Origin of the sequence: Pseudonocardia aurantiaca (assembly GCF_039526725.1) — a bacterium.
GTDB classification, from domain to species: Bacteria; Actinomycetota; Actinomycetes; order Mycobacteriales; family Pseudonocardiaceae; genus Pseudonocardia; species Pseudonocardia aurantiaca.
Window position 1 is genome coordinate 46,656 of the sequence record NZ_BAAAJG010000007.1, and the last position, 18,444, is coordinate 65,099.

Consider the following 18,444-nt stretch of genomic DNA (forward strand, 5'->3'; position numbering starts at 1 on the left):
CTCGGACGCTACGGCGACCGCTGACATCGACGCCCTTCTCCTTCCGGAGCACGAGGGCAGGCCGATCGGTGCACCGCCTGCCACTTCGTGGGTAGCGCTGTTGTGCCGCGCGCGAGATCGCCGGTAGACCGGTCAGCGGCACCGTCGCCACAGGAGGCGCCCCACGGCGCGGACGAGCGGGGGGACAGGCGGGAATGACCACCTATCACGTACTGGGACCACTGGCCGTACGGGACGGCGGCACCGACCACACGCCGCGCGGACCGAAGATCGGCAAGGTGCTGGCGCTGCTCCTGCTGCGCGCCGGCGAGGTCGTCAGTGTCCGGACGCTGGCCGAGGAGCTGTGGGACGAGCGGCCGCCGCGCACGGCGGTGACCACCATCCGCACGCACGTCTACCACCTGCGTAAGGCGCTCGACGCCACCGAGGACGGGGCAGGGGCGCTGCGCACCGAGCCGACCGGCTACCGGCTCTCCCACCTGCCCGGCCCGTTCGACGCCCACCACTTCACGCGCGCGACCGACCGTGGGCACGCCCTGCTGCGGCGCGACTCGCCCGCGGAGGCCGCCACCGTGCTGCGCACGGCGCTGGGCATGTGGCGGGGTTCCGCGCTCGCGGGTATCGACCCTGGACCCGTGCTGACGCGCCACGTCGAGCACCTCGAGGAGCTGCGTGTGCGCGCCCTGGAGCTGCGGATCGAGGCCGACATGGCGCTTGGCAGGCACCGTCAGCTGGTGCCGGAGCTGCGCGGGCTCGTCGCCGCGCACCCGCTCAACGAGTGGTTCCACGCCCGCCTGATCGACGCCCTGCACCGCAGCGGGCGGCGCAGCGACGCCCTGCGGGCCTACGGGGCCGTGCGTGGACTCCTCGACCGCGAGCTGGGCCTGGAGCCCTCGGCCGACCTGCAGCGCGTGCAGCAGGAGGTGCTGACCTCCGGCCGCACCCCGGTGGTGGCTGCCTCCTGACGGGTGCGCGAGTCGGGCCCTGAGTGCGCGCGAGTCGGGCTCTGAGTGCGCGCGAGTCGCTGCGCTAAAGCGAGCGAGTCGCTCGATCCTGTGCGCGAGTCGCTGGATTCGTGCGGGCGAGTCGCTGGGCGGGCGCGCGATTGCAGAATGGCCGGAGCGCAACCACTCGCAGGGGCATCGTCCTGTTCGTCGTGACACCGGGCCCGGCCCAGGTCTTCTCCACCGCCGACGAGCCGGCCGGCGTCATCCGGCCGTCACGATGGTGCGCGACGTCCTGTACGTCGCAGACGGGCGGGTGCTCACTCGGCCAGGTGGGGTTCACGGACGCGAGGGATGCTGCGGCGACTTCGCGCAGGCTCCTGAACCCTGCCGGGACCCTGCGACTCGCGCTCACGAATCCAGCGACTCGCGTGCATTCAGGCCCCGACTCGCGTGCGCTCAGGCCCCGACTCGCGCGTTCTCACGCCCCGACTTGCGGGTGTGGTGGTGGGGGTGTCGCGCGAGTCGCGATCTGGGTGCGCGCGAGTCGGGGTCTGGGTGTGTTGGGGTCAGCGGGTGGTCCAGGCGCCGGCGGCGCGGTAGCGCGCAGGTCGGGTCCAGCGCGGGGCCGGGGGTGGGAGCAGGTTCTCCCGCCCCGGCGCCTCGGCCCGTAGCAGCGCGAGCACCGCGAGCAGGGCCGCCAGCTCGGCGTCGTCGGGACGGCCGCGCAGCACCACCACGTCGGCGCCCCCCTCGGCCTGCCCCTCGGGCTCGTCCACTCCGCCGCTCACACCGGCGGGTTGCCGTGCTTGCGGTAGGCGAGCGACGTCTGCTTGGCCTGCAGCGTCCGGAGTGCGTCGGCGAGCAGCGCGCGGGTCTCCCGCGGGTCGATGACGTCGTCCACGAGTCCGCGCTCGGCCGCGTAGTAGGGGTGCATCAGCTGGCTGCGGTAGTCCTCGATCTTCTCGGCCCTGGCCCGCGCCGGGTCGTCGGCGGCGGCGATCGCCTTGCGGAAGATCACGTTGGCCGCGCCTTCGGCACCCATCACAGCGATCTCGTTGATCGGCCAGGCGAACGAGAGGTCAGAGCCGATCGAGCGGGAGTCCATCACGATGTAGGAGCCGCCGTAGGCCTTGCGCAGGATCACCTGCAGCCTCGGTACCGTCGCCGCGCAGTAGGCGTACAGCAGCTTCGCGCCGTGGCGGATCGCCCCGCGGTGCTCCTGCTCGGTGCCGGGCAGGAACCCCGGCACGTCCACGAGCGTGACCAGCGGGATGTTGAACGCGTCGCAGGTCTGGACGAACCGCGCGGCCTTCTCCGAGGCGTTGATGTCGAGCACGCCGGCCAGCACCATCGGCTGGTTCGCCACGATCCCGACCACCCGCCCGTCGATGCGGGCCAGCGCGCACACGATGTTCTGCGCCCAGTGCTCGTGCAGCTCGAGGTACTCGCCGTCGTCGACGATCTCCTCGATGACCTCCCGCATGTCGTAGGGCCGGGCGGGGTCGGCGGGGACGATGTCGAGCAGCGCCTCGCAGACCCGGTCGGCTGTGTCGGCCGTCGGCGCGTCCGGCGGCAGCTCCTGGTTGTTCGACGGCAGCATCGACACGAGGTGGCGGACGTCGGCAAGGCAGGTGCGCTCGTCGTCGTAGACGAAGGTGGCGACGCCGGAGCCGCGCGAGTGGACGTCCGCGCCGCCGAGCTCCTCGTGCGTGACCTGCTCGCCGGTGACGGCCTCCACGACATCGGGGCCGGTCAGGAACATCTGCGACGTGCCGCGCACCATGAACACGAAGTCGGTGAGCGCAGGTGAGTACACCGCGCCGCCCGCGCAGGGGCCGAGCATCACGCTGATCTGCGGGATCACGCCGGACGCGCGCACGTTGCGCTGGAAGATGCCGCCGTAGCCGGCCAGGCCCGTGACGCCTTCCTGAATCCGGGCGCCTGCGCCGTCGTTCAGGCTGATGACGGGCGCGCCTGCGGCCTCGGCCAGGTCCAGGATCTTGTGGATCTTCGCCGCGTGTGCCTCGCCGAGCGAACCGCCGAACACGCGGAAGTCGCTGCCGTGGACGAAGACCCTGCGCCCGTCGATCGTGCCCCAGCCGGTGGTGATGCCGTCGCCGTGGGGGCGCTTGTCCTCCATGCCGAACCCGCTGGCCCGGTGCCGCCGCAGCCCTTCCAGCTCGACGAACGAGCCGGGGTCGAGCAGCTCCTCGATCCGCTCGTGCACCGTCAGCTTGCCGCGGGCGTGCTGCGCCTCCGTCGCCTTCGCCCCCGGCCCGGACCGCGCCGCCGCGCGCATCTCCTGCAGATCGGCGGTGCGCGACCGGGTGGTGGGGGCGGCGCTGCTCGGCAGCGGCACCTCCCGCAGGTGGCGCCGCACCGCCGGCACGGTGACGGGTGTGGGTGTACTCAGGGCCTCGGTCATGGCCGCTCCTTCCGCGTCCTCGGCCCGACGCTGGCAGACGCCGCTGGAAGGACGGTGGAGCGCCGATGGAAGCGCGCATGGTCCATTGGTGACATGGCTATCTGCCCCCGGCGCATGTTGTCATCGGCAACATGACGGCGACGGCCCAGGGCACGGACCCGCTAACGCACTTCGGCACCGAGATCGCGCTCGGCTACCACACCGTGGCCATCTCCCCGACGGAGCTGGCAGCGGTCGCCGCGGACGTCGAGGAGCTCGGCATCGACTCGCTGTGGATGGCCGAGACCAAACACGACCCGTTCGTCGGGCTCGCCGTGGCCGCCGCCTTGACGAGCCGCGTCAGCGTCAACACCGGGCTCGCGGTGGCGTTCGCCCGTAACCCGATGACGGTCGCGGTGGCGGCGAACGACCTCCAGTTGCTGTCCGGCGGCCGGTTCGGGCTCGGTCTCGGGTCACAGATGAAGACCCACATCACCCGGCGTTTCGGGATGCCGTGGTCGAACCCGGCCGCCCGGATGCGCGAGTTCGTGCTGGCCGTGCGCGCGATCTGGCGGGCGTTCGAGACCGGGGAACGCCTCCGGTTCCGCGGGGAGTTCTACCGGCACACCTTGATGGACCCGTTCTTCGATCCCGGCCCGAACCCGCACGGCAACCCGCCGATCATGCTCGCGGGGGTCGGCGAGCTGATGACGGCGGTGGCGGGCGAGGTTGCCGACGGGTACCTCGCCCACACGATCGCCACGCGCCGGTACCTGGAGTCGACCGCGTTGCCGCTGCTGCGGCGGGGGCGGGCCGCGGCGGGCCGGACGATGGAGGGGTTCGCGCTGCACGTGACCCCGATCGTGGTCACCGGAGCCACCGAGGAGGAGTTCGCGGCGTCCGTGCGGTTCGCCAAGGAGCAGATCGCCAAGTACGCGGCGATCCCGACGTACTCGGGGATCCTCGAGGGCGAGGGCCTCGGCGCGGTGCGCGACGAGATGCAGCTTCTGGCGGCGCAGGGTCGCTGGACGGAGATGCCCGCGCTCGTCGACGACACCGTGCTCGACGCGTTCGCCGTGGTGGGTGAGCCCGCGGAGATCGGCGTCAAGCTGCAGCAACGGTTCGGCCACCTGGCCACCAGCATCGCGCTGTACCAGTACTCCGGTGGCAGCCCCCGCGACCTCGTCCCGGCCTACTCTCGGTTCCGGGCGGCGCAAGCGGCTCGTCCCTGAGATCGGCCGGATGTGATGCCCTCCTCAGCAGCTTGACTATTTATGTGAACGGGCAATGATCTGTGTGACAGCGCAACATTGCTCGAGGAGGACACACATGACCACCGCACTCGCCGACGAGCTCGTCGGGACCTACACGCTCGACGCCGCACACAGCCGGATCGGTTTCTCCGCCCGCCACGCCATGGTCACCAAGGTCCGCGGCGCGTTCAACGAGTTCGAGGGCACCGCCAATCTCCCGACGTCCGACCCGCACTCATGGAACGTCGCGGTGACGATCCAGGCCGGGAGCATCGACACCCGCAACGAGCAGCGGGACGGGCACCTGCGCGGCAACGACTTCTTGCTGCTCGACGAGCACCCGACGATCACCTTCACCTCCACGTCCGTGGAGCATTTGAGCGACTCGACCTTCCGCGTGACGGGTGACCTGACCGTCCGGGGCGTCACGCGCCCGGTCTCCGTCGACTTCGAGTACGAGGGCTCGGCCACTGACCCGTTCGGCAACGCCCGCGTCGGGTTCGAGGGCTCGGTCTCGATCAGCCGCAAGGACTTCGGCATCACCTGGAACGCCGCGCTCGACACAGGCGGCGTGCTCGTCAGCGACAAGATCGACCTGGAGTTCGAGATCTCGGCGATCAAGGCCGCCTGACCTCTTCCCGGCTCGCCGGCCGCCCCACCCGGACTACCGTGGACCGCGTGAGCGGTTCGCGTGACTATCCCGAGTCGATCGCGGCGCCCGGCAGGATCGAGCCGGTACCTCGGCGGATCCGCGCGGTGCTGGCAGGCGAGGTCGTGCTGGACACCACTCGGGCGCTCTACGTCTGGGAGTGGACGAACTACCCGCAGTACTACATCCCGCTGGCGGACGTGGCCCCCGGCGTCCTGGTGGACGAGCATCATGTCCAGCAGTTGCGCCGGGGCCCCGCCCAGCGGCACGGGCTGCGCGTCGGCGACGTCGAACGGCCCGGAGTCGCGCGTGTCCACGTGGAGGGCTCGGCGGACGGGCTGGTGGGCACCGTGCGCTTCGACTGGGCCGCGCTCGACTCCTGGTACGAGGAGGACGAGGAGGTCTTCGTCCACCCGCGCAACCCCTACGCGCGCGTCGACGCGCTGCGCTCCACCCGCCCGGTGCGGATCGAGCTCGACGGGGTGGTGCTCGCCGACTCGCCGTCGCCGGTGATGGTGTTCGAGACCGGCCTCCCCACCCGCTACTACGTCGACCGCACGGCCGTGCGCTTCGAGCACCTGGAGCCGAGCACGACCGTCACTGCGTGCCCGTACAAGGGCCGGACCAGTGCGTACTGGTCGGTGCGGATCGGCGACACGCTGCATCAGGACCTCGCATGGGCCTACGACTTCCCCACGCGTGCGCTCCAGCCGATCGCCGGAATGGTCGCCTTCTACAACGAGAAGGTCGACGTCGTGCTCGGCGGTGAGCGGCTCGACCGGCCGGTGACACACTTCTCCCGATGACGACCCTGGCGCAGCGCTGGTCATGGCCCGAGCTGAGGCGTGACCGCGTGCTGTTCGAGAACGCCGACGCGATCGTGCTGGACAAGCCACCCGGGCTGTCGGTCACCGGCGAGCGACACGACACGGACGTCGTCGAGCTGGCGCGCGAGGCGGGCGAGCGCCTGATGCCGGTACACCGGATCGACAAAGTCACGTCCGGGGTCGTGCTGCTGGCCCGCAACACCGCCGCCCATGGCCCGCTGACCAGGCAGTTCGCCGCACGCACGGTCAGCAAGGCCTACATCGCGGTCGTGCGCGCCACGGGGCTGCCCGAACGGTTCACCGTGGACCTCCCGCTCACGGTGGGCCGGAAGAACACCGTGCGGATCGCCGGGCCGCGCGACCGCATCACCTTCGACGACGCGTCGGCCACGTGGCGCCTGCCCGACGCCGACGTCACGAGCGGCAAGTCCGTCTACCCCTCGGTGACGCATCTCCACCGACTCGACGAGAGCGACGAGACCACCGTGCTGCTGGCGAACCCGGTGACGGGCAGGCGGCACCAGATCCGCGTGCACCTCGCCTGGACCGGCTCCCCGATCCTCGGCGACCCGCTGTTCGCCGCCACCAGCGGGCACGCGGACGCCGAGCGCACATACCTGCACTCGTGGCGGCTCGGGCTCGACGTGCCGTGGACGGACGGGCAGGCGGAGTACACCGCCGACCCGGGCCCCGAGTTCGCCGGTGCCGACGTCTCGGCGCTCGCCGAGCCGGTCTGGCGCAGCCTGTCGGCGCTCTGACCGCCGCCGCCGCGGCCGCCTGATGGGGCGCGGGCGAGTGTCCCCCGGCTGGCCGCGTCGATGCCGAATTCGTCGCCGCCCGTTTGCCTGCTTGTAACCATTCGGGTCTCGTCCTTACGGTTGTTCGCCCGACAGACGGACAGGACCGCGGAGCGAGGTGAGTGATGGCAGGCAAGCCACGGAGCACGGAACCGCCGGGGCGGCCCGGCGCCGGTGGCGAGGCCCAGCCCCAGACGAGTGGTGAGGCCCAGAACCAGGGTGGCGGCACGCTCACCCAGGACGTCGGCCCGTCGAGTCCGGCGGAAGGCTCGGCCGAAGGGCGCCGGTCGGCGACCCTGAACCTCCCGTTCATGACGGCCCAGTTCCGCGCGCCTGAATTGCACATGCCGGGGCGCGACGACCTGTCGGGTGCCGCACGCGGCGTCCAGTCGCTCCTGCCTTCGAAGGGCGCCGCGCTGTTCTACGGGGGCCTCGCCGTCACGGCGGTGATCGGCGCGATCGAGTGGCCGGTGGCCGCGGCTATCGGCGTCGGGACGGCCCTGGCCAGCAAGGGAGCGGCCAACCCGGAGCCACGCGGCGGGTCGGAGTCCGTGCCGGCCCAGGCCGAGACCCGCGCCGAGCCCGCGGGGTCGGGCACGACCACGTAGGCCAGGTCGCGCCGGGTAGGACCCGGCAGGTTTCGCGGCGCCTCTCGTAGCGCCGTCGACGCCGTCCGTCGCGGGCTGCCGCCTGGCGTGCCCGCTCGATCGCACCTTGGGGAAGGCGCATGGCTGTGCAGCGGGTCCTCCGGCTTGCCGCGCACGCGGTAGGAGGGGCGGTCGGCGGAGCGCTGGGAGTGGTGTCGGGAGTGGCCGAGCTGGTCACGGCCGCCGCATCGGGGGCCACCTGGGCGACCCCCGGACGGGTGCACGTGCCGGTGCGCGGCGTGCACGCCGTGGGCGCGGCGCCCGCCGGCGAACGGCTGGAGGAGCTGATCGCCGCCCAAGAGGGCGTGGACCGTGCCGAGGTGAACGCTGAGCTCTGCCATGTGATGGTGGCCGTCGACCATGAGCGGCTCGGGGCCGACGAGGTCGTCCGGATCGTCCGGGAGGCTGAGCGGGAGTGCGGGCTGGGCGCCGCGGAGTGGGCGCCCGCGAGCCGGTCCCACCCCGCCGCGGCGGGCACCGCGCTGCGGCACGCGGCACTGCTGGCGCTCGAGGTGTCGGGCCTCGCCGTCACCACCGTCACCCGCGCGCTGCCCGTGCCGGTCCCGCTGGCGCTCCCGGCGGCCGTACTCGCGCTCGCGGACGCGACACCGCGGGTGCGCTCGCTGCTCACAGCGGCGATGGGGGAGCCGGCGACGCACATGCTGCTCACGGCGACGGGAGCGCTCGTCAACACGGCTGCCCGGCGGCCGCTCGGCCTTCTCGTGGACGCCTGCCAGCAGTACAGCGTCTTGCAGGAGGAGGTGTCCCGGCGGCGGGCATGGGGGCGTTGGGAGGCGGCGCTGGCCGAGCACGAGGGCGCGTACCGGGTGCGGCCCCGCTCCCGCGTGCCCCGGCCGGCCGGGCTCCCGTCAGGGCCGGTTGAGCGGGTGACGGAAGGCTCCGCGCTGGCCGCGCTGGGTGGGGCGGCCGCGCTGCTGGCCCTCGGCGGTGCGCCGCTCGCGAGTGCCGCCGTCGTCGCCGCGACGCCCAGGGCGGCGCGCGGCGGACGGGAGTGCTTCGCCGCCCAGCTCGATCGCGACGCGGGGCGGCGCGGCTGCCTGGTCCTCGACCGGGCGGCGCTGCGTAGGCTCGACCGCACCGACACGGTCGTGCTCGACGCCGACGTCTTGCGGACCGGCCGTCAGGTCGTCGGCGACGTGCTGCCGCTCGGGTCGGAACCCGACCTCTCCGCGCTCGTCGAACGCGTCCACGACCTCGTCGACCCGCGCAGGCCGCGGCGCAGGCGCGAGTGGGACGGCTGGTCGGCCGAACCGCTCCGAGCCGTGCCGGACGAGCTCCCGGACGTCCTCCCGCCGGACCTGCGGAGCCGCGCGGGTGAGATCGCCGCGCGGTCGACCGCTGTGCTGGCGCTGCGGCACGGATCCCGGATGGTCGCGCTCGTCGGTGTGTCCGAGGAGCTGGACCCGTTCGCCGAGGCGGTGGCTGCGGCCGCGAGCCGGGCGGGGCTGGTGCTGATCGGCGGCTCCGCGGAGCTGGACCGGCGGCTCGGCACGGACGGCACCGTCCGGGGCGGCCGGGCGCTGGCGGAGTCGGTCCGCGAGCTGCAGCGGACCGGCCACGTGGTCGCGCTCGTGGCCGCCACGCACGAGGATGCGCTCGCGGCGGCGGACGTCGGCATCGGGCTGGCCCGGCCGCGCGCGGCCCCGGCCTGGAGTGCGGATGTCCTGGTGCGGGGTGCGGGCGAGGTCTGCCTGCTGCTCGACGCCGTCACCGCGGCCCACGACGTCAGCAGGCGGAGCGCCCAGCTCGCCCTCGCTGGCTCGGCCCTCGGAGGGCTGCTCGCCCTGATGGGGCCGCCGCCGGGTGCCGTCACGCGGGCGTCCATCCCCGTGCAGATCTCCGGGCTGCTCGGGCTGGGGTACGGGACGTGGTCGGCGATGGCGCTCGCCCGCCGGCCCCCGCCCCCGCCTGCCGAGCGGACGCCGTGGCACGCCATGTCACCCCGGGCCGTGCTGGAGTCGCTGAAGACGAGCCGGGCGGGGCTCAGCGAGTCCGAGTCCGTGCGGCGGCAGCGGGACGCAGCTGCGCCGGCGGCCGGCGACGAGGTCGGCCTCGGGCGAGCCTCGATGGAGGAGTTGGCCAACCCCATGACACCCGCCCTCGCGGCGGGCGCGGGCGTCTCGGCGGGCATGGGTTCGCTGCTCGACCCGCTGCTGATCACGTTCGTGCTGGTCGTCAACGCGTTCATCGGGGGTGTGCAGCGGCTCGGGGCCCAGCGGGCATTGCGCACGCTGCGCTCGAGCGCCGCCGTCCCGATCCGGGTGCGCCGCGACGGGGCCGAGGTGAGCAGGCGGAGCGGGGAGCTCGTCGCGGGTGACGTGATCGCCCTGCACGCCGGCGACGCCGTGCCGGCGGACTGCAGGCTGCTCTCCGCGCACGGCCTCGAGGTCGACGAGTCGTCGCTCACCGGCGAGTCCGCGCTGGTCGTGAAGGCGGTCCGGGCGACGAGCGCGCGCGACCTGGCCGACCGGCACTCCATGCTCTACGAGGGCTCGCTCGTCGGAGCGGGACGGGCCGAGGCGGTTGTCGTCGCGACCGGCGACCGCTCGGAGGCCGGCCGCACCGCGCACCTCCAGGAGGAGGCGCCACCCACCGGCGTCGAGGTGCGGCTGCACCAGCTGACGGTGCAGATCCTGCCGATCTCGCTGGGGGCCGGTGTGGCGCTCGCGGTGATCGACCTGGTGCGGGCCCGCCCGATGGCACAGGCGCTGGGGCGGGCCGTCAGCCTCGCCGTCGCGGCGGTGCCGGAGGGGCTGCCGTTCGTCGCGACCGTGGCGGAGCTGGCGGCGGCCCGCAGGCTCTCCGCCCGCGGGGCGCTCGTCCGGAACCCGCCCATCATCGAGGCCCTCGGCCGCGTCGACGTGCTCTGCTTCGACAAGACCGGCACCCTCACCGAGGGCCGCATCACGCTGCGGGGCGCGTCGGACGGCGTGGACACGAGGCCGGTGGACGGCCCGCTCCCGGACCGGCTGCGTGAGGTTCTCGCCGCTGCCGTGCGCGCGAGCCCGTTCCACCTCGACGGCGGGCAGGTGTCGCACCAGACCGACCTCGCGGTGCTGCGCGGCGCCGAGCGGCTGGGCGTGCGGGCGGATCTCGGCGAGGACGGCGTCGAGCACCTCGACGACCTGCCGTTCGAGTCCAACCGCGGCTACCACGCCACCCTGTGGCGCGGGCCGGACGGCTCTCACGTGAGTGTCAAGGGAGCCCCCGAGGTCGTACTGCCGCTGTGCACGAGCCGGCGCCGGGGCCGGGAGACCGTCCCGTTCGACGAAGCGGCCCGCGCAGCCGTCGAGGCCGAGATCGACCGGCTCGCGCGTCAGGGGCACCGGGTCCTCGCCGTCGCCGAGCGCCGCGTCGCCGATTCGACCGACCTCGCCGCGACCGGCCTCGCCGCGACCGACCTCGCCGGCGCCGACGTGAGCGGGCTGGAGCTGCGCGGGCTGGTGGCGCTGGCCGACCCGGTCCGCCCGACCGCGGCATCGTCCGTCGCCACGCTCCGCGCGGCCGGCGTCCAGGTCATCATGATCACCGGGGACCACCCGAGCACGGCCGAGTCCATCGCGGCGGAGCTGGACGCGCTCAACGGCAAGGGTGTCGTCACCGGCGCCGAGCTCGACGACGTGGACGACGACCACCTGGCCGAGCTGCTGCCGCGCACGGCCGTGTTCGCACGTGTCACGCCGGCCCAGAAGGCCAGGGTCGTGCAGGTGCTTCAACGGACGGGAGCCGCCGTGGCCGTCACCGGCGACGGCACCAACGACGCACCCGCGATCCGCCTCGCCGACGTCGGGATCGCCCTCGGAGCCCGGGCCACTCCCGCTGCCCGGGAGGCGGCGGACCTGGTGATCACCGACGATCGGATCGAGACGATCACCGACTCCATCATCGAGGGCCGGGGCATGTGGGCGTCGGTCCGGGAGGCGCTCTCGATCCTTCTCGGCGGGAACCTCGGGGAGATCACCTACACCCTCGCCACCGGCGTGCTGGGCGGCGGTGTCGTGCTGAACGCCCGGCAGCTCCTGCTGATCAACCTGCTCACCGACATCCTGCCGGCGATGGCCGTCGCCGTCCGGCCGCCACCGGACCTCACGCCGGAGAAGCTGCTGGCCGAGGGCCCGGAGGGTTCGCTCGGCGCGGCGCTGACCCGCGACATCCGGCTGCGGGCCGCGACGACGGCCACCTCCGCCGCCGGCGCGTGGCTCCTCGCGCGCCCGGTCAGTACGGCAGCTCAGGCCAGCACGACGGGGCTCGTCGCGCTGATCGGGGCGCAGCTCGCGCAGACGCTCGCGGTGCGGGGGCGGACCCCCCTCGTGACCGCCGCGGCGGCCGGATCGTTCGTCCTGCTCGCCGTCGTGGTGCAGGTGCCCGGGATCAGCCGGGTGGTGGGCTGCGTCCCGTTGCTGCCCCACCAGTGGCTGCTCGCGCTGTCGGCGGCCGCGGCAGCGACCGCGGCCCAGGTCGGCGGCCAGCGGGTGCTCGCCCGCTGAACCCAGTTCGTCATCTTCCGGTCACCCCCGGGCCAGCCGTGCCGCCCCGCCCGGCCACCGCTGGTCGTCATCGTGTCCAGGACGAACGGTGAGAGGTGGATGACCATGGGCAACTTCGTGACGGCCGTGCTCGTGACGGTGGCCGCGGCCCTGCTCGAGCGCCTGGCGATCAAGCTGGTGCGGTCCGTGTGGGGTGCGCTGCGACCGGCGGCCGCCTGACCACTGCTCTCCCGTACGTGTGCCTCGAGGGGCGCGGATAGGGTCGTCGGTGATGACGACCGACCGGCTTCGGGCCCTGCTCGCGCCTGAGGGCCAGGAGATCCTCGAGTTCCTGCGCGGGCAGGACGTCACCGGGCCCGATGCCCTGCGCCTGGGCACGGAGCTGCGGGCGCGCTACCCGGCCCAACTCGTGGCCGACGCCATGGGGCAGCAGGAGCTGCGGATGCGCGCCGCGGCCAAGTTCGCCCAGGCACAGGACATGTTCTTCACGCGCCCGGGGCTGGAGCAGGCGTCCGCCGAGGTCGTCGCGCGGCACCGGGCCGCCCGGTACGTCGGCGCGGAGAGTGTCGCCGACCTGTGTTGTGGGATCGGCGGCGACCTCCTCGCGCTCGCCGGCGGCAGCCGCGTGCTCGCGGTCGACCGCGACCCGGTGCACCTCTGGATGGCCGAGCAGAACGCGCGCGCGTACGGACTGGGCGACGCCGTCTCGACCCTCGACGCCGACGTGCGCGCGGCCGCGATCGAGTCGGTCGACGCGGTGTTCATCGACCCGGCCCGCCGCTCGCCCCGCGGCCGGATGCGTACCGGGGAGAGCGAGCCGCCACTGGAATGGTGCGTCGACCTCGCCGAGCGGGTCGCCGCGGTCGGCGTCAAGGCCGCGCCCGGCATCCCGCACGACGACGTGCCGTCCGGGTGGGAGCTCGAGTTCGTGTCGGTGGACCGTGACCTCAAGGAGGCGGCGGCCTGGTCACCGGCCCTCGCGACGGCCCGCGCGCGGGCCACCCTCCTGCCGGGCGGGCACACGCTCGTCGACACGCGCGGTGATCCGGTGCCCGTCCGGGAACCCGGTGCTTTCCTGCTGGACCCGGACCCTGCCGTCACGCGGGCGGGGGTGGTGGAGGAGCTGGCCCGCCGCGTCGGGGCCTGGAAGATCGACGACCGCATCGCGTTCCTCTCGGCCGACGAGCCGGTGAGCACGCCGTTCGCGCGCACGCTGCGGGTGATCGACTCCGCGCCGTGGAACCAGAAGCGGTTGCCCCAGAAACTGCGCGCGCTCGACGTCGGCGCGGTGGACATCCGCCGCCGCGGCCTCGCAGGTGACGTCGACGCGCTGCACCGCCGGCTCAAGCTCAGCGGCTCGCGGCGGGCGACGCTGGTGATGACCCGAGTCCGCGACCAGCCATGGGGCTTCGTGTGCGTGACGCCCGACACGGCATAACGCCACCCCCGCGCGAGTCGCTGCAAAGTGTGCGCGAGTCGCTGGGAAAGGGTGCGCGAGTCGCGCGTCGGCCAGAATCTGCACACCTCGCGAAGCTGACATTCCAGGCCAGATGGGCCGCCGTGCCATCACCCCGGGCGTCAACGCCGCGGTTCAACCCGGTGGGGTGTCGGTTCACAGCCAGCCGCGCCTTTTGAAGATCACGTAGAGGCTGACGCCGAGCAGGACCATCAGCAGCAGCGCGAAGGGGTAGCCGAGTTGCCAGCCCAGCTCGGGCATGTGGTCGAAGTTCATGCCGTAAACCGAGGCGACCAACGTCGGGGCGAACAGTATTGCTGCCCATGACGAGATGCGTTTGACCTGCTCGTTCTGCAGGTAGCCTGCTTCGGTCAGGCGCGCCATCTCTTCGTTCTGCCGTTGTGCGACGAGCGTGGCGTTGACGGTGAGGATGTTGGCGAGAAGGTCGCGGAAGGCTTCGATCCGTTCCCGGGCGCGGGTGGCGTGGTCGGCGACGTCGCGAAGGGCGCGGCGCAGTTCTAGATCGGCGTCGCTGGCGCGTTCCTGCAGAAGGGCTCGCAGCTCGGCGAGCAGGTCGCCAAGCGGCTCGACAGCTCGCTGGAACTCGATCACCTCGCGGGTGAGCTGATAGACCCGCTTCGAGACGTGGGGGTCGCCGTCGAAGACCTGCACCTGGATTTCGTCGACGTCGTTCTGCAGCCCGTCCAGTACCGGCGCGTAGCCGTCGACGATCTCGTCGAGCACGGCGTAGAGCACCGCGTGCGGTCCGTTGTCGAGCAGATCCGGGTCGCTCTCGAGGCGACGTCGAACCCTCCCGAGGTCGGGCTCGGCGGCGTGCCGGACGGTGATCACGAAGTTCGGTCCGATGAAGAGATGCACCTCGCCGAGCTCGACCACTTCGACCGGGTCGACGTAGCGGGCCGGGCGCAACACCACGAAGAGCAGATCGCCGTAGCGCTCCAACTTCGGCCGCTGGTGGGCGGAGACGGTGTCCTCAACGGCCAGTGGATGCAGCTCGAACTCGTGGGCGACCGCGCGGATCTCGTCCTTGCTCGGTCGCAGCAACCCGATCCAGCAGAAGCTGTGGCCGCCGGTGGGGCAGGCACGCAGTTCCTCGAACGTGTTGTCGAGAGAGTCGGGGACGACCGCCCGATGGCCATCGATGTAGATCGCGTTGTCGACCACCGACATGCGAGCTCCTGCCTGGTTGTTGTCCTGGGCCGCTTTGCCACGGCGGCGCTTGGTGGGGGTCCGGCCGACGGAACGTGGTCGTCGGCGTGACCCGATCGTCGAGGTCAGCCCGGTCCGGGTGCGAACGGCGATGCGGTGTCCGAGATGCTGCGGACGTCGCCGAGGCTGACGGCGACGACGGCAGTGACTCCGCCCGGGTCGCCCCCGGCCTCGCCGATCGCGGTGTGCAGCCGGTACCCCAACGGCTCGACCAGCGGGGCCAGGCGGGCAGCCGACCACCCCTCGATACCGCAACCCGGCGGGTCGTCCTCAAAATCCGGGAGTGCACTCATCGCCGCGGAGTCTTCAGCAACCCGCTGAAACTCTGCTGAGAAGGTCGCGGAGGACCGGAGCCCGGTCGGGTAGGCGCACGTACTCGGCGTTGGTGAAACAGCTCTCGATCAGCGATTCGTGTCTGCGGAACTGGATGGCCCAGACCGACGCCGATGATGGCGAGGGGTCACGCCGTTGCCGGTCGGGGGCGCGGGGTGGTCGTTCGGCGGCTGCTCGGTCTCGGTATCGGTCGGGTCGTCGGCCGTGTCGGGGTGGGGTGCGGGTTCGCGGCGCCGCCAGTTGCGCGGGATGGAGGACTCGAGCACGTCGTCGACGGTGATCACGCCGATGAGGTGGTCGTCCTCGTCGACGACCGGGAGGTTGAGCAGGTTGTAGTCGGTCATCAACACGGTGATGTCGACCAGGTCGGCGTCGGGGTGGACCCGGACCGGGTCGGGTTCGGTGACCTCTCGCAGCCGGGTGCCGGGGTCGGCCTGGATGAGCGCGACCAGGTTGATGGCGCCGCGTAGCTTGCCGTGGTCGTTGAGGCTGAACACGGTGGTCAGCGCCTCGGGTTGCAGCGTCCGGGAGGTGCGGACCCGTTCGAGGGCGGCGGCGGCGGTGCCGTTGCGGGGCAGGGCGAGGAAGTCCAGGCCCATCAGCCCGCCGGCGCTGGTGGGGTCGTAGCTGAGCAACGCGGTGACCTTGGTGCGCTGCCCGGCGGGGAGCAGTTCCAGCACCGGCTTGCGGCGGTCCTGGGGGAGGTCGGCGACGGCGTCGGCCGCGTCGTCGGCGCGCATCCGGGCCAGTACGGCGGCGATCTCCGGGTCGGGGCGGTCGCGCAGCAGCCTGGACTGGCGGTCGTCGTCGAGCTCTTCGAACACGTCGGCCTCGAGCTCGGGGTCGGCGTGCACCTGCTGGAGCAGCTCGGTCTGCTCCTCTCGGGAGGCCTCTTCGAGCAGGTCGGCGATCTGCGGTGGCTTGAGTCGGCGCACCCGACCGGCCCGGGCGCGAAGCAGCACGGTGGGCTGGTGCCCGATCAGCGCCTCGAACGCCTTCCAGTCCCGGCACCCGCCGCCCTGCGGGCCGTCCTCGCCGTCGTGCTGGTCGTGCGCGGGCCGGGCCACGCCCAGGATGCGGCGCCACCAGGAGGCCGGGCGGGTGTCCACCCCGGCCAGCACCCAGCCCTGCGGGGTATGGGCGAGTTCCAGGTCGTAGGCGTGCACCAGCCGGGCGCGGAGGATGTCGATCAGCCGGTGGCCGAGGATGTCGGCGTGCAGCAGCACCCCACCGTCTCGGCGTTCGAACTCCCGCAGGTCGAGGTCATCGGAGGTCGCGTCCCTGCGCTTCATCTTGCGCGCTCGACCTCGTCACGGGCAGGGGAAGAGGGGACCCGCTGGACTACTGGTGGGTGAGGGCGAGTTGCACGACGCGGACCACGACCATGCCGGCGGCGATGACCAGGTAGCCGCGCAGCACGGTCAGCCCGAGCCGGCGGCCGGTGCTCAGGTGCGGGCGGGTGAGCAGGGCCAGCGGTGGCATCCGCCAGGTGGCGCGTAGGTCGGGGTCCATCGGGGTCTGCGTTGTCTCCCCGTCGCTGGGATGCAGGCGGTGTCGGACGGTGAGGAACAGTCCGGCCAGGATCGCCACGGCGGCGCCGATTCCGAGGATGGTCATGATCGAGGCGCTTCTGATGCCGGGGAAGACCACGGCGGCGGTGAGCACGATCGAGAGCATCACCAGCACGGCGATCACAGCGGAGGTGAAGATGTTGAGCTTGCGGCCGTTGACCCACGGCCCGAGCACCTCGTGGTCGTTGCACAGCAGCAACAGGAACACCGTCGCCGAGGGCAGCAGCACCCCGGCGAGGGTCTGTACGCCTTCGGTGAGCAGCCCCAGCGGGCTCCTTGGGATGATCACGATCATCGCCGCGCCGACTAGCAGCCCGGCGAACACCACGTAGAAACCCTTGGCCTCGCGCGGGCTGCGGTGCAGCGAGTGCCGCAACCCGAGCACGTCCCCGATCGCGTACGCGGTGGACAGCGATACCGCGGCCGCGCCGATGATGGACGCGTCGATCAGGGCCAGGGCGAACAGCACCCCCGCGGTCCGGTTCACATACGTCCCGAGGCCCTGGGCGACCCCGCCGGCGTCGGTGAACTGCCCGAACGCGGGCGTGCCCCCGAACGCGGCCGCGCAGAAGGCCATCATCGCCCCGGCACCGAGGATGACGATGACGATGCCGATCCACAGGTCGACCTTCTCGTAGCCGATGAACCGCGGGGTGATCCGCTTGTCGATGATGTAGGACTGCTGGAAGAACAGCTGCCAGGGCGCCACGGTGGTGCCCACGATCGCGATGATCAGCAGCATCACCGTGGACAGCTGCGACCCGCCAGGTATGCCGGGTACCACGAAATCGTGCGCGACCTGCCCCAGCGGCGGGTGGGCCATCACCAGGATCGGCACCAGCAACAGCGACCCGGCCACGAGGACCAGGCAGAACTGTTCGAAGCGCCGGAAGCTGCCGGTCGAGGCCGCCGCGACGACGAATACCGCGCCGATGAGCACGCCGGGGATTTTCGGCAACCCCAGGTACGACAGCCCGAGGCTGATCCCTATGAACTCGGTGACGATGGTCAGCGCGTTGAGCAGGAACAGGTCGATGACGCTGAACGCGCCCCAGAACCTGCCGAATCGTTCCAGGATCAGCCGGGCGTGTCCGACCCCGGTCACGGCGCCGAGGCGCAGCACCATCTCCTGGTTGACGTACAGCACCGGGATCAGCAGCAGCAGCGTCCACAGCAGCCGGGTGCCGTAGTCCTGCCCGGCCTGGGTGTACGTGCTGAACGCACCCGCGTCGTTGTCGCCGACCATCACAATCAACCCTGGGCCGACGATCGCCAACAGGGTCTTCAACCGGACCGACAGCGACCGTCCGCCCGCGTCGTCGACACGGACGCTGCCCATCGCGCCCTGGATGTCCCCCAGGTGCGCCTCATCGAGCACCGCGCTGCGACCCGGCGGCCCCACAGCGCCGGCTGCACGAGCCGGGTCCGGCGCCGACGGGGGCGCCGCGGGTGTCTTCGCGCCCAGCGTCGTCGTGGCGGGTGGACCGCTCCGCGGAGCCGGCGTCTTCGCGATCATCGGTACTCACCCAAGCACGCGCGGGCAGAGGAAACGAGCAAGAAAGACGTGCACAAGGACTACGAGGACACGGACACAGCTCATCGCGGTCATCCCGTCGGACAAGCGCCCGCCGGCGTCTCACGACCTCGCGGAGGAACCGGTCATCAGCCGTGGGCGCGGTCGGCGCGCGCGAAGTGGATATGCGGAACCGAACTGTGACTGTCGTCGGAACCCATCTCTCACCTCCTCGCCGCCAGGGCACACGCGGGTGCCAACACTTCGGTCCAACACAGCTGAAGCGCCCGGGACCACACCTCCGCGGTC

General features: G+C 72.3%; 14 protein-coding genes. 8 read left to right on the top strand and 6 right to left on the bottom strand.

The features are described 5' to 3' along the window. Positions 1-194 precede the first annotated feature (194 nt). On the top strand, positions 195-965 hold the full coding sequence (locus ABD143_RS09350) for an AfsR/SARP family transcriptional regulator (protein WP_343974326.1): 771 nt from the start codon (positions 195-197) through the stop codon (positions 963-965). A 548-nt stretch (positions 966-1,513) separates the two neighbouring features. On the opposite strand, the gene ABD143_RS09355 is transcribed toward ABD143_RS09350, so the two are convergent. Both ABD143_RS09355 and ABD143_RS09360 read right to left on the bottom strand, forming a co-directional pair. Continuing rightward, entirely contained in the window at positions 1,514-1,723 is a 210-nt protein-coding gene (locus ABD143_RS09355; RefSeq protein WP_343974328.1) for an acyl-CoA carboxylase epsilon subunit, read from the bottom strand. Between the two features lie 8 nt (positions 1,724-1,731). Further along, entirely contained in the window at positions 1,732-3,372 is a 1,641-nt protein-coding gene (locus tag ABD143_RS09360; protein WP_379659879.1) for an acyl-CoA carboxylase subunit beta, read from the bottom strand. Between the two features lie 131 nt (positions 3,373-3,503). Here ABD143_RS09360 and ABD143_RS09365 point away from each other — a divergent pair, with 131 nt between their 5' ends. The 7 genes from ABD143_RS09365 (at position 3,504) to ABD143_RS09395 (ending at position 13,470) form a co-directional block, all read left to right on the top strand. Next, positions 3,504-4,583 carry a TIGR03617 family F420-dependent LLM class oxidoreductase gene (locus tag ABD143_RS09365; protein ID WP_343974331.1) on the top strand — a complete coding sequence of 360 codons (1,080 nt, stop codon included), beginning with the start codon at positions 3,504-3,506 and terminating at the stop codon, positions 4,581-4,583. Between the two features lie 97 nt (positions 4,584-4,680). Then, positions 4,681-5,235, top strand: coding sequence for a YceI family protein (locus ABD143_RS09370; protein ID WP_343974334.1), 555 nt, complete (start codon positions 4,681-4,683; stop codon positions 5,233-5,235). A 47-nt stretch (positions 5,236-5,282) separates the two neighbouring features. After that, positions 5,283-6,059 carry a DUF427 domain-containing protein gene (locus tag ABD143_RS09375; protein WP_343974336.1) on the top strand — a complete coding sequence of 259 codons (777 nt, stop codon included), beginning with the start codon at positions 5,283-5,285 and terminating at the stop codon, positions 6,057-6,059. Then, positions 6,056-6,838, top strand: a complete 783-nt coding sequence (locus tag ABD143_RS09380) for an RluA family pseudouridine synthase (RefSeq protein WP_343974339.1) — start codon at positions 6,056-6,058, stop codon at positions 6,836-6,838. Before ABD143_RS09375 ends, ABD143_RS09380 begins: the two co-directional genes overlap by 4 nt. Before the next feature lie 164 nt (positions 6,839-7,002). Then, a complete protein-coding gene (locus tag ABD143_RS09385) occupies positions 7,003-7,485 on the top strand; it encodes a hypothetical protein (RefSeq protein ID WP_343974342.1) in 483 nt (160 codons plus the stop codon). Between the two features lie 119 nt (positions 7,486-7,604). Continuing rightward, a complete protein-coding gene (locus tag ABD143_RS09390) occupies positions 7,605-12,032 on the top strand; it encodes a cation-translocating P-type ATPase (protein WP_343974345.1) in 4,428 nt (1,475 codons plus the stop codon). 271 nt (positions 12,033-12,303) lie between these two features. Then, positions 12,304-13,470 (top strand): class I SAM-dependent methyltransferase, encoded by a 1,167-nt coding sequence (locus ABD143_RS09395; protein ID WP_343974348.1) that lies wholly within the window; start codon positions 12,304-12,306, stop codon positions 13,468-13,470. Positions 13,471-13,644: 174 nt separating this feature from the next. On the opposite strand, the gene ABD143_RS09400 is transcribed toward ABD143_RS09395, so the two are convergent. From ABD143_RS09400 to ABD143_RS09415, 4 genes are all read right to left on the bottom strand, one after another. Beyond that, entirely contained in the window at positions 13,645-14,679 is a 1,035-nt protein-coding gene (locus tag ABD143_RS09400) for a magnesium and cobalt transport protein CorA (RefSeq protein ID WP_343974351.1), read from the bottom strand. Between the two features lie 104 nt (positions 14,680-14,783). Continuing rightward, entirely contained in the window at positions 14,784-15,011 is a 228-nt protein-coding gene (locus ABD143_RS09405; protein WP_343974354.1) for a hypothetical protein, read from the bottom strand. A gap of 108 nt (positions 15,012-15,119) precedes the next feature. Beyond that, positions 15,120-16,343 carry a magnesium transporter MgtE N-terminal domain-containing protein gene (locus ABD143_RS09410; protein ID WP_343974357.1) on the bottom strand — a complete coding sequence of 408 codons (1,224 nt, stop codon included), beginning with the start codon at positions 16,341-16,343 and terminating at the stop codon, positions 15,120-15,122. 49 nt (positions 16,344-16,392) lie between these two features. Next, positions 16,393-18,138, bottom strand: coding sequence for an NRAMP family divalent metal transporter (locus ABD143_RS09415; protein WP_343974360.1), 1,746 nt, complete (start codon positions 18,136-18,138; stop codon positions 16,393-16,395). Positions 18,139-18,444: the final 306 nt, after the last annotated feature.

Bases quoted from the DNA above. Each gene is read 5' to 3' on its own strand.
- ABD143_RS09350 (WP_343974326.1), top strand. From the start codon at position 195: ATGACCACCTATCACGTACTGGGACCACTGGCCGTACGGGACGGCGGC.
- ABD143_RS09360 (WP_379659879.1), bottom strand. From the start codon at position 3,372: ATGACCGAGGCCCTGAGTACACCCACACCCGTCACCGTGCCGGCGGTG.
- ABD143_RS09365 (WP_343974331.1), top strand. From the start codon at position 3,504: ATGACGGCGACGGCCCAGGGCACGGACCCGCTAACGCACTTCGGCACC.
- ABD143_RS09370 (WP_343974334.1), top strand. From the start codon at position 4,681: ATGACCACCGCACTCGCCGACGAGCTCGTCGGGACCTACACGCTCGAC.
- ABD143_RS09380 (WP_343974339.1), top strand. From the start codon at position 6,056: ATGACGACCCTGGCGCAGCGCTGGTCATGGCCCGAGCTGAGGCGTGAC.
- ABD143_RS09385 (WP_343974342.1), top strand. From the start codon at position 7,003: ATGGCAGGCAAGCCACGGAGCACGGAACCGCCGGGGCGGCCCGGCGCC.
- ABD143_RS09390 (WP_343974345.1), top strand. From the start codon at position 7,605: ATGGCTGTGCAGCGGGTCCTCCGGCTTGCCGCGCACGCGGTAGGAGGG.
- ABD143_RS09395 (WP_343974348.1), top strand. From the start codon at position 12,304: ATGACGACCGACCGGCTTCGGGCCCTGCTCGCGCCTGAGGGCCAGGAG.
- ABD143_RS09400 (WP_343974351.1), bottom strand. From the start codon at position 14,679: ATGTCGGTGGTCGACAACGCGATCTACATCGATGGCCATCGGGCGGTC.
- ABD143_RS09405 (WP_343974354.1), bottom strand. From the start codon at position 15,011: ATGAGTGCACTCCCGGATTTTGAGGACGACCCGCCGGGTTGCGGTATC.
- ABD143_RS09410 (WP_343974357.1), bottom strand. From the start codon at position 16,343: ATGAAGCGCAGGGACGCGACCTCCGATGACCTCGACCTGCGGGAGTTC.
- ABD143_RS09415 (WP_343974360.1), bottom strand. From the start codon at position 18,138: ATGATCGCGAAGACGCCGGCTCCGCGGAGCGGTCCACCCGCCACGACG.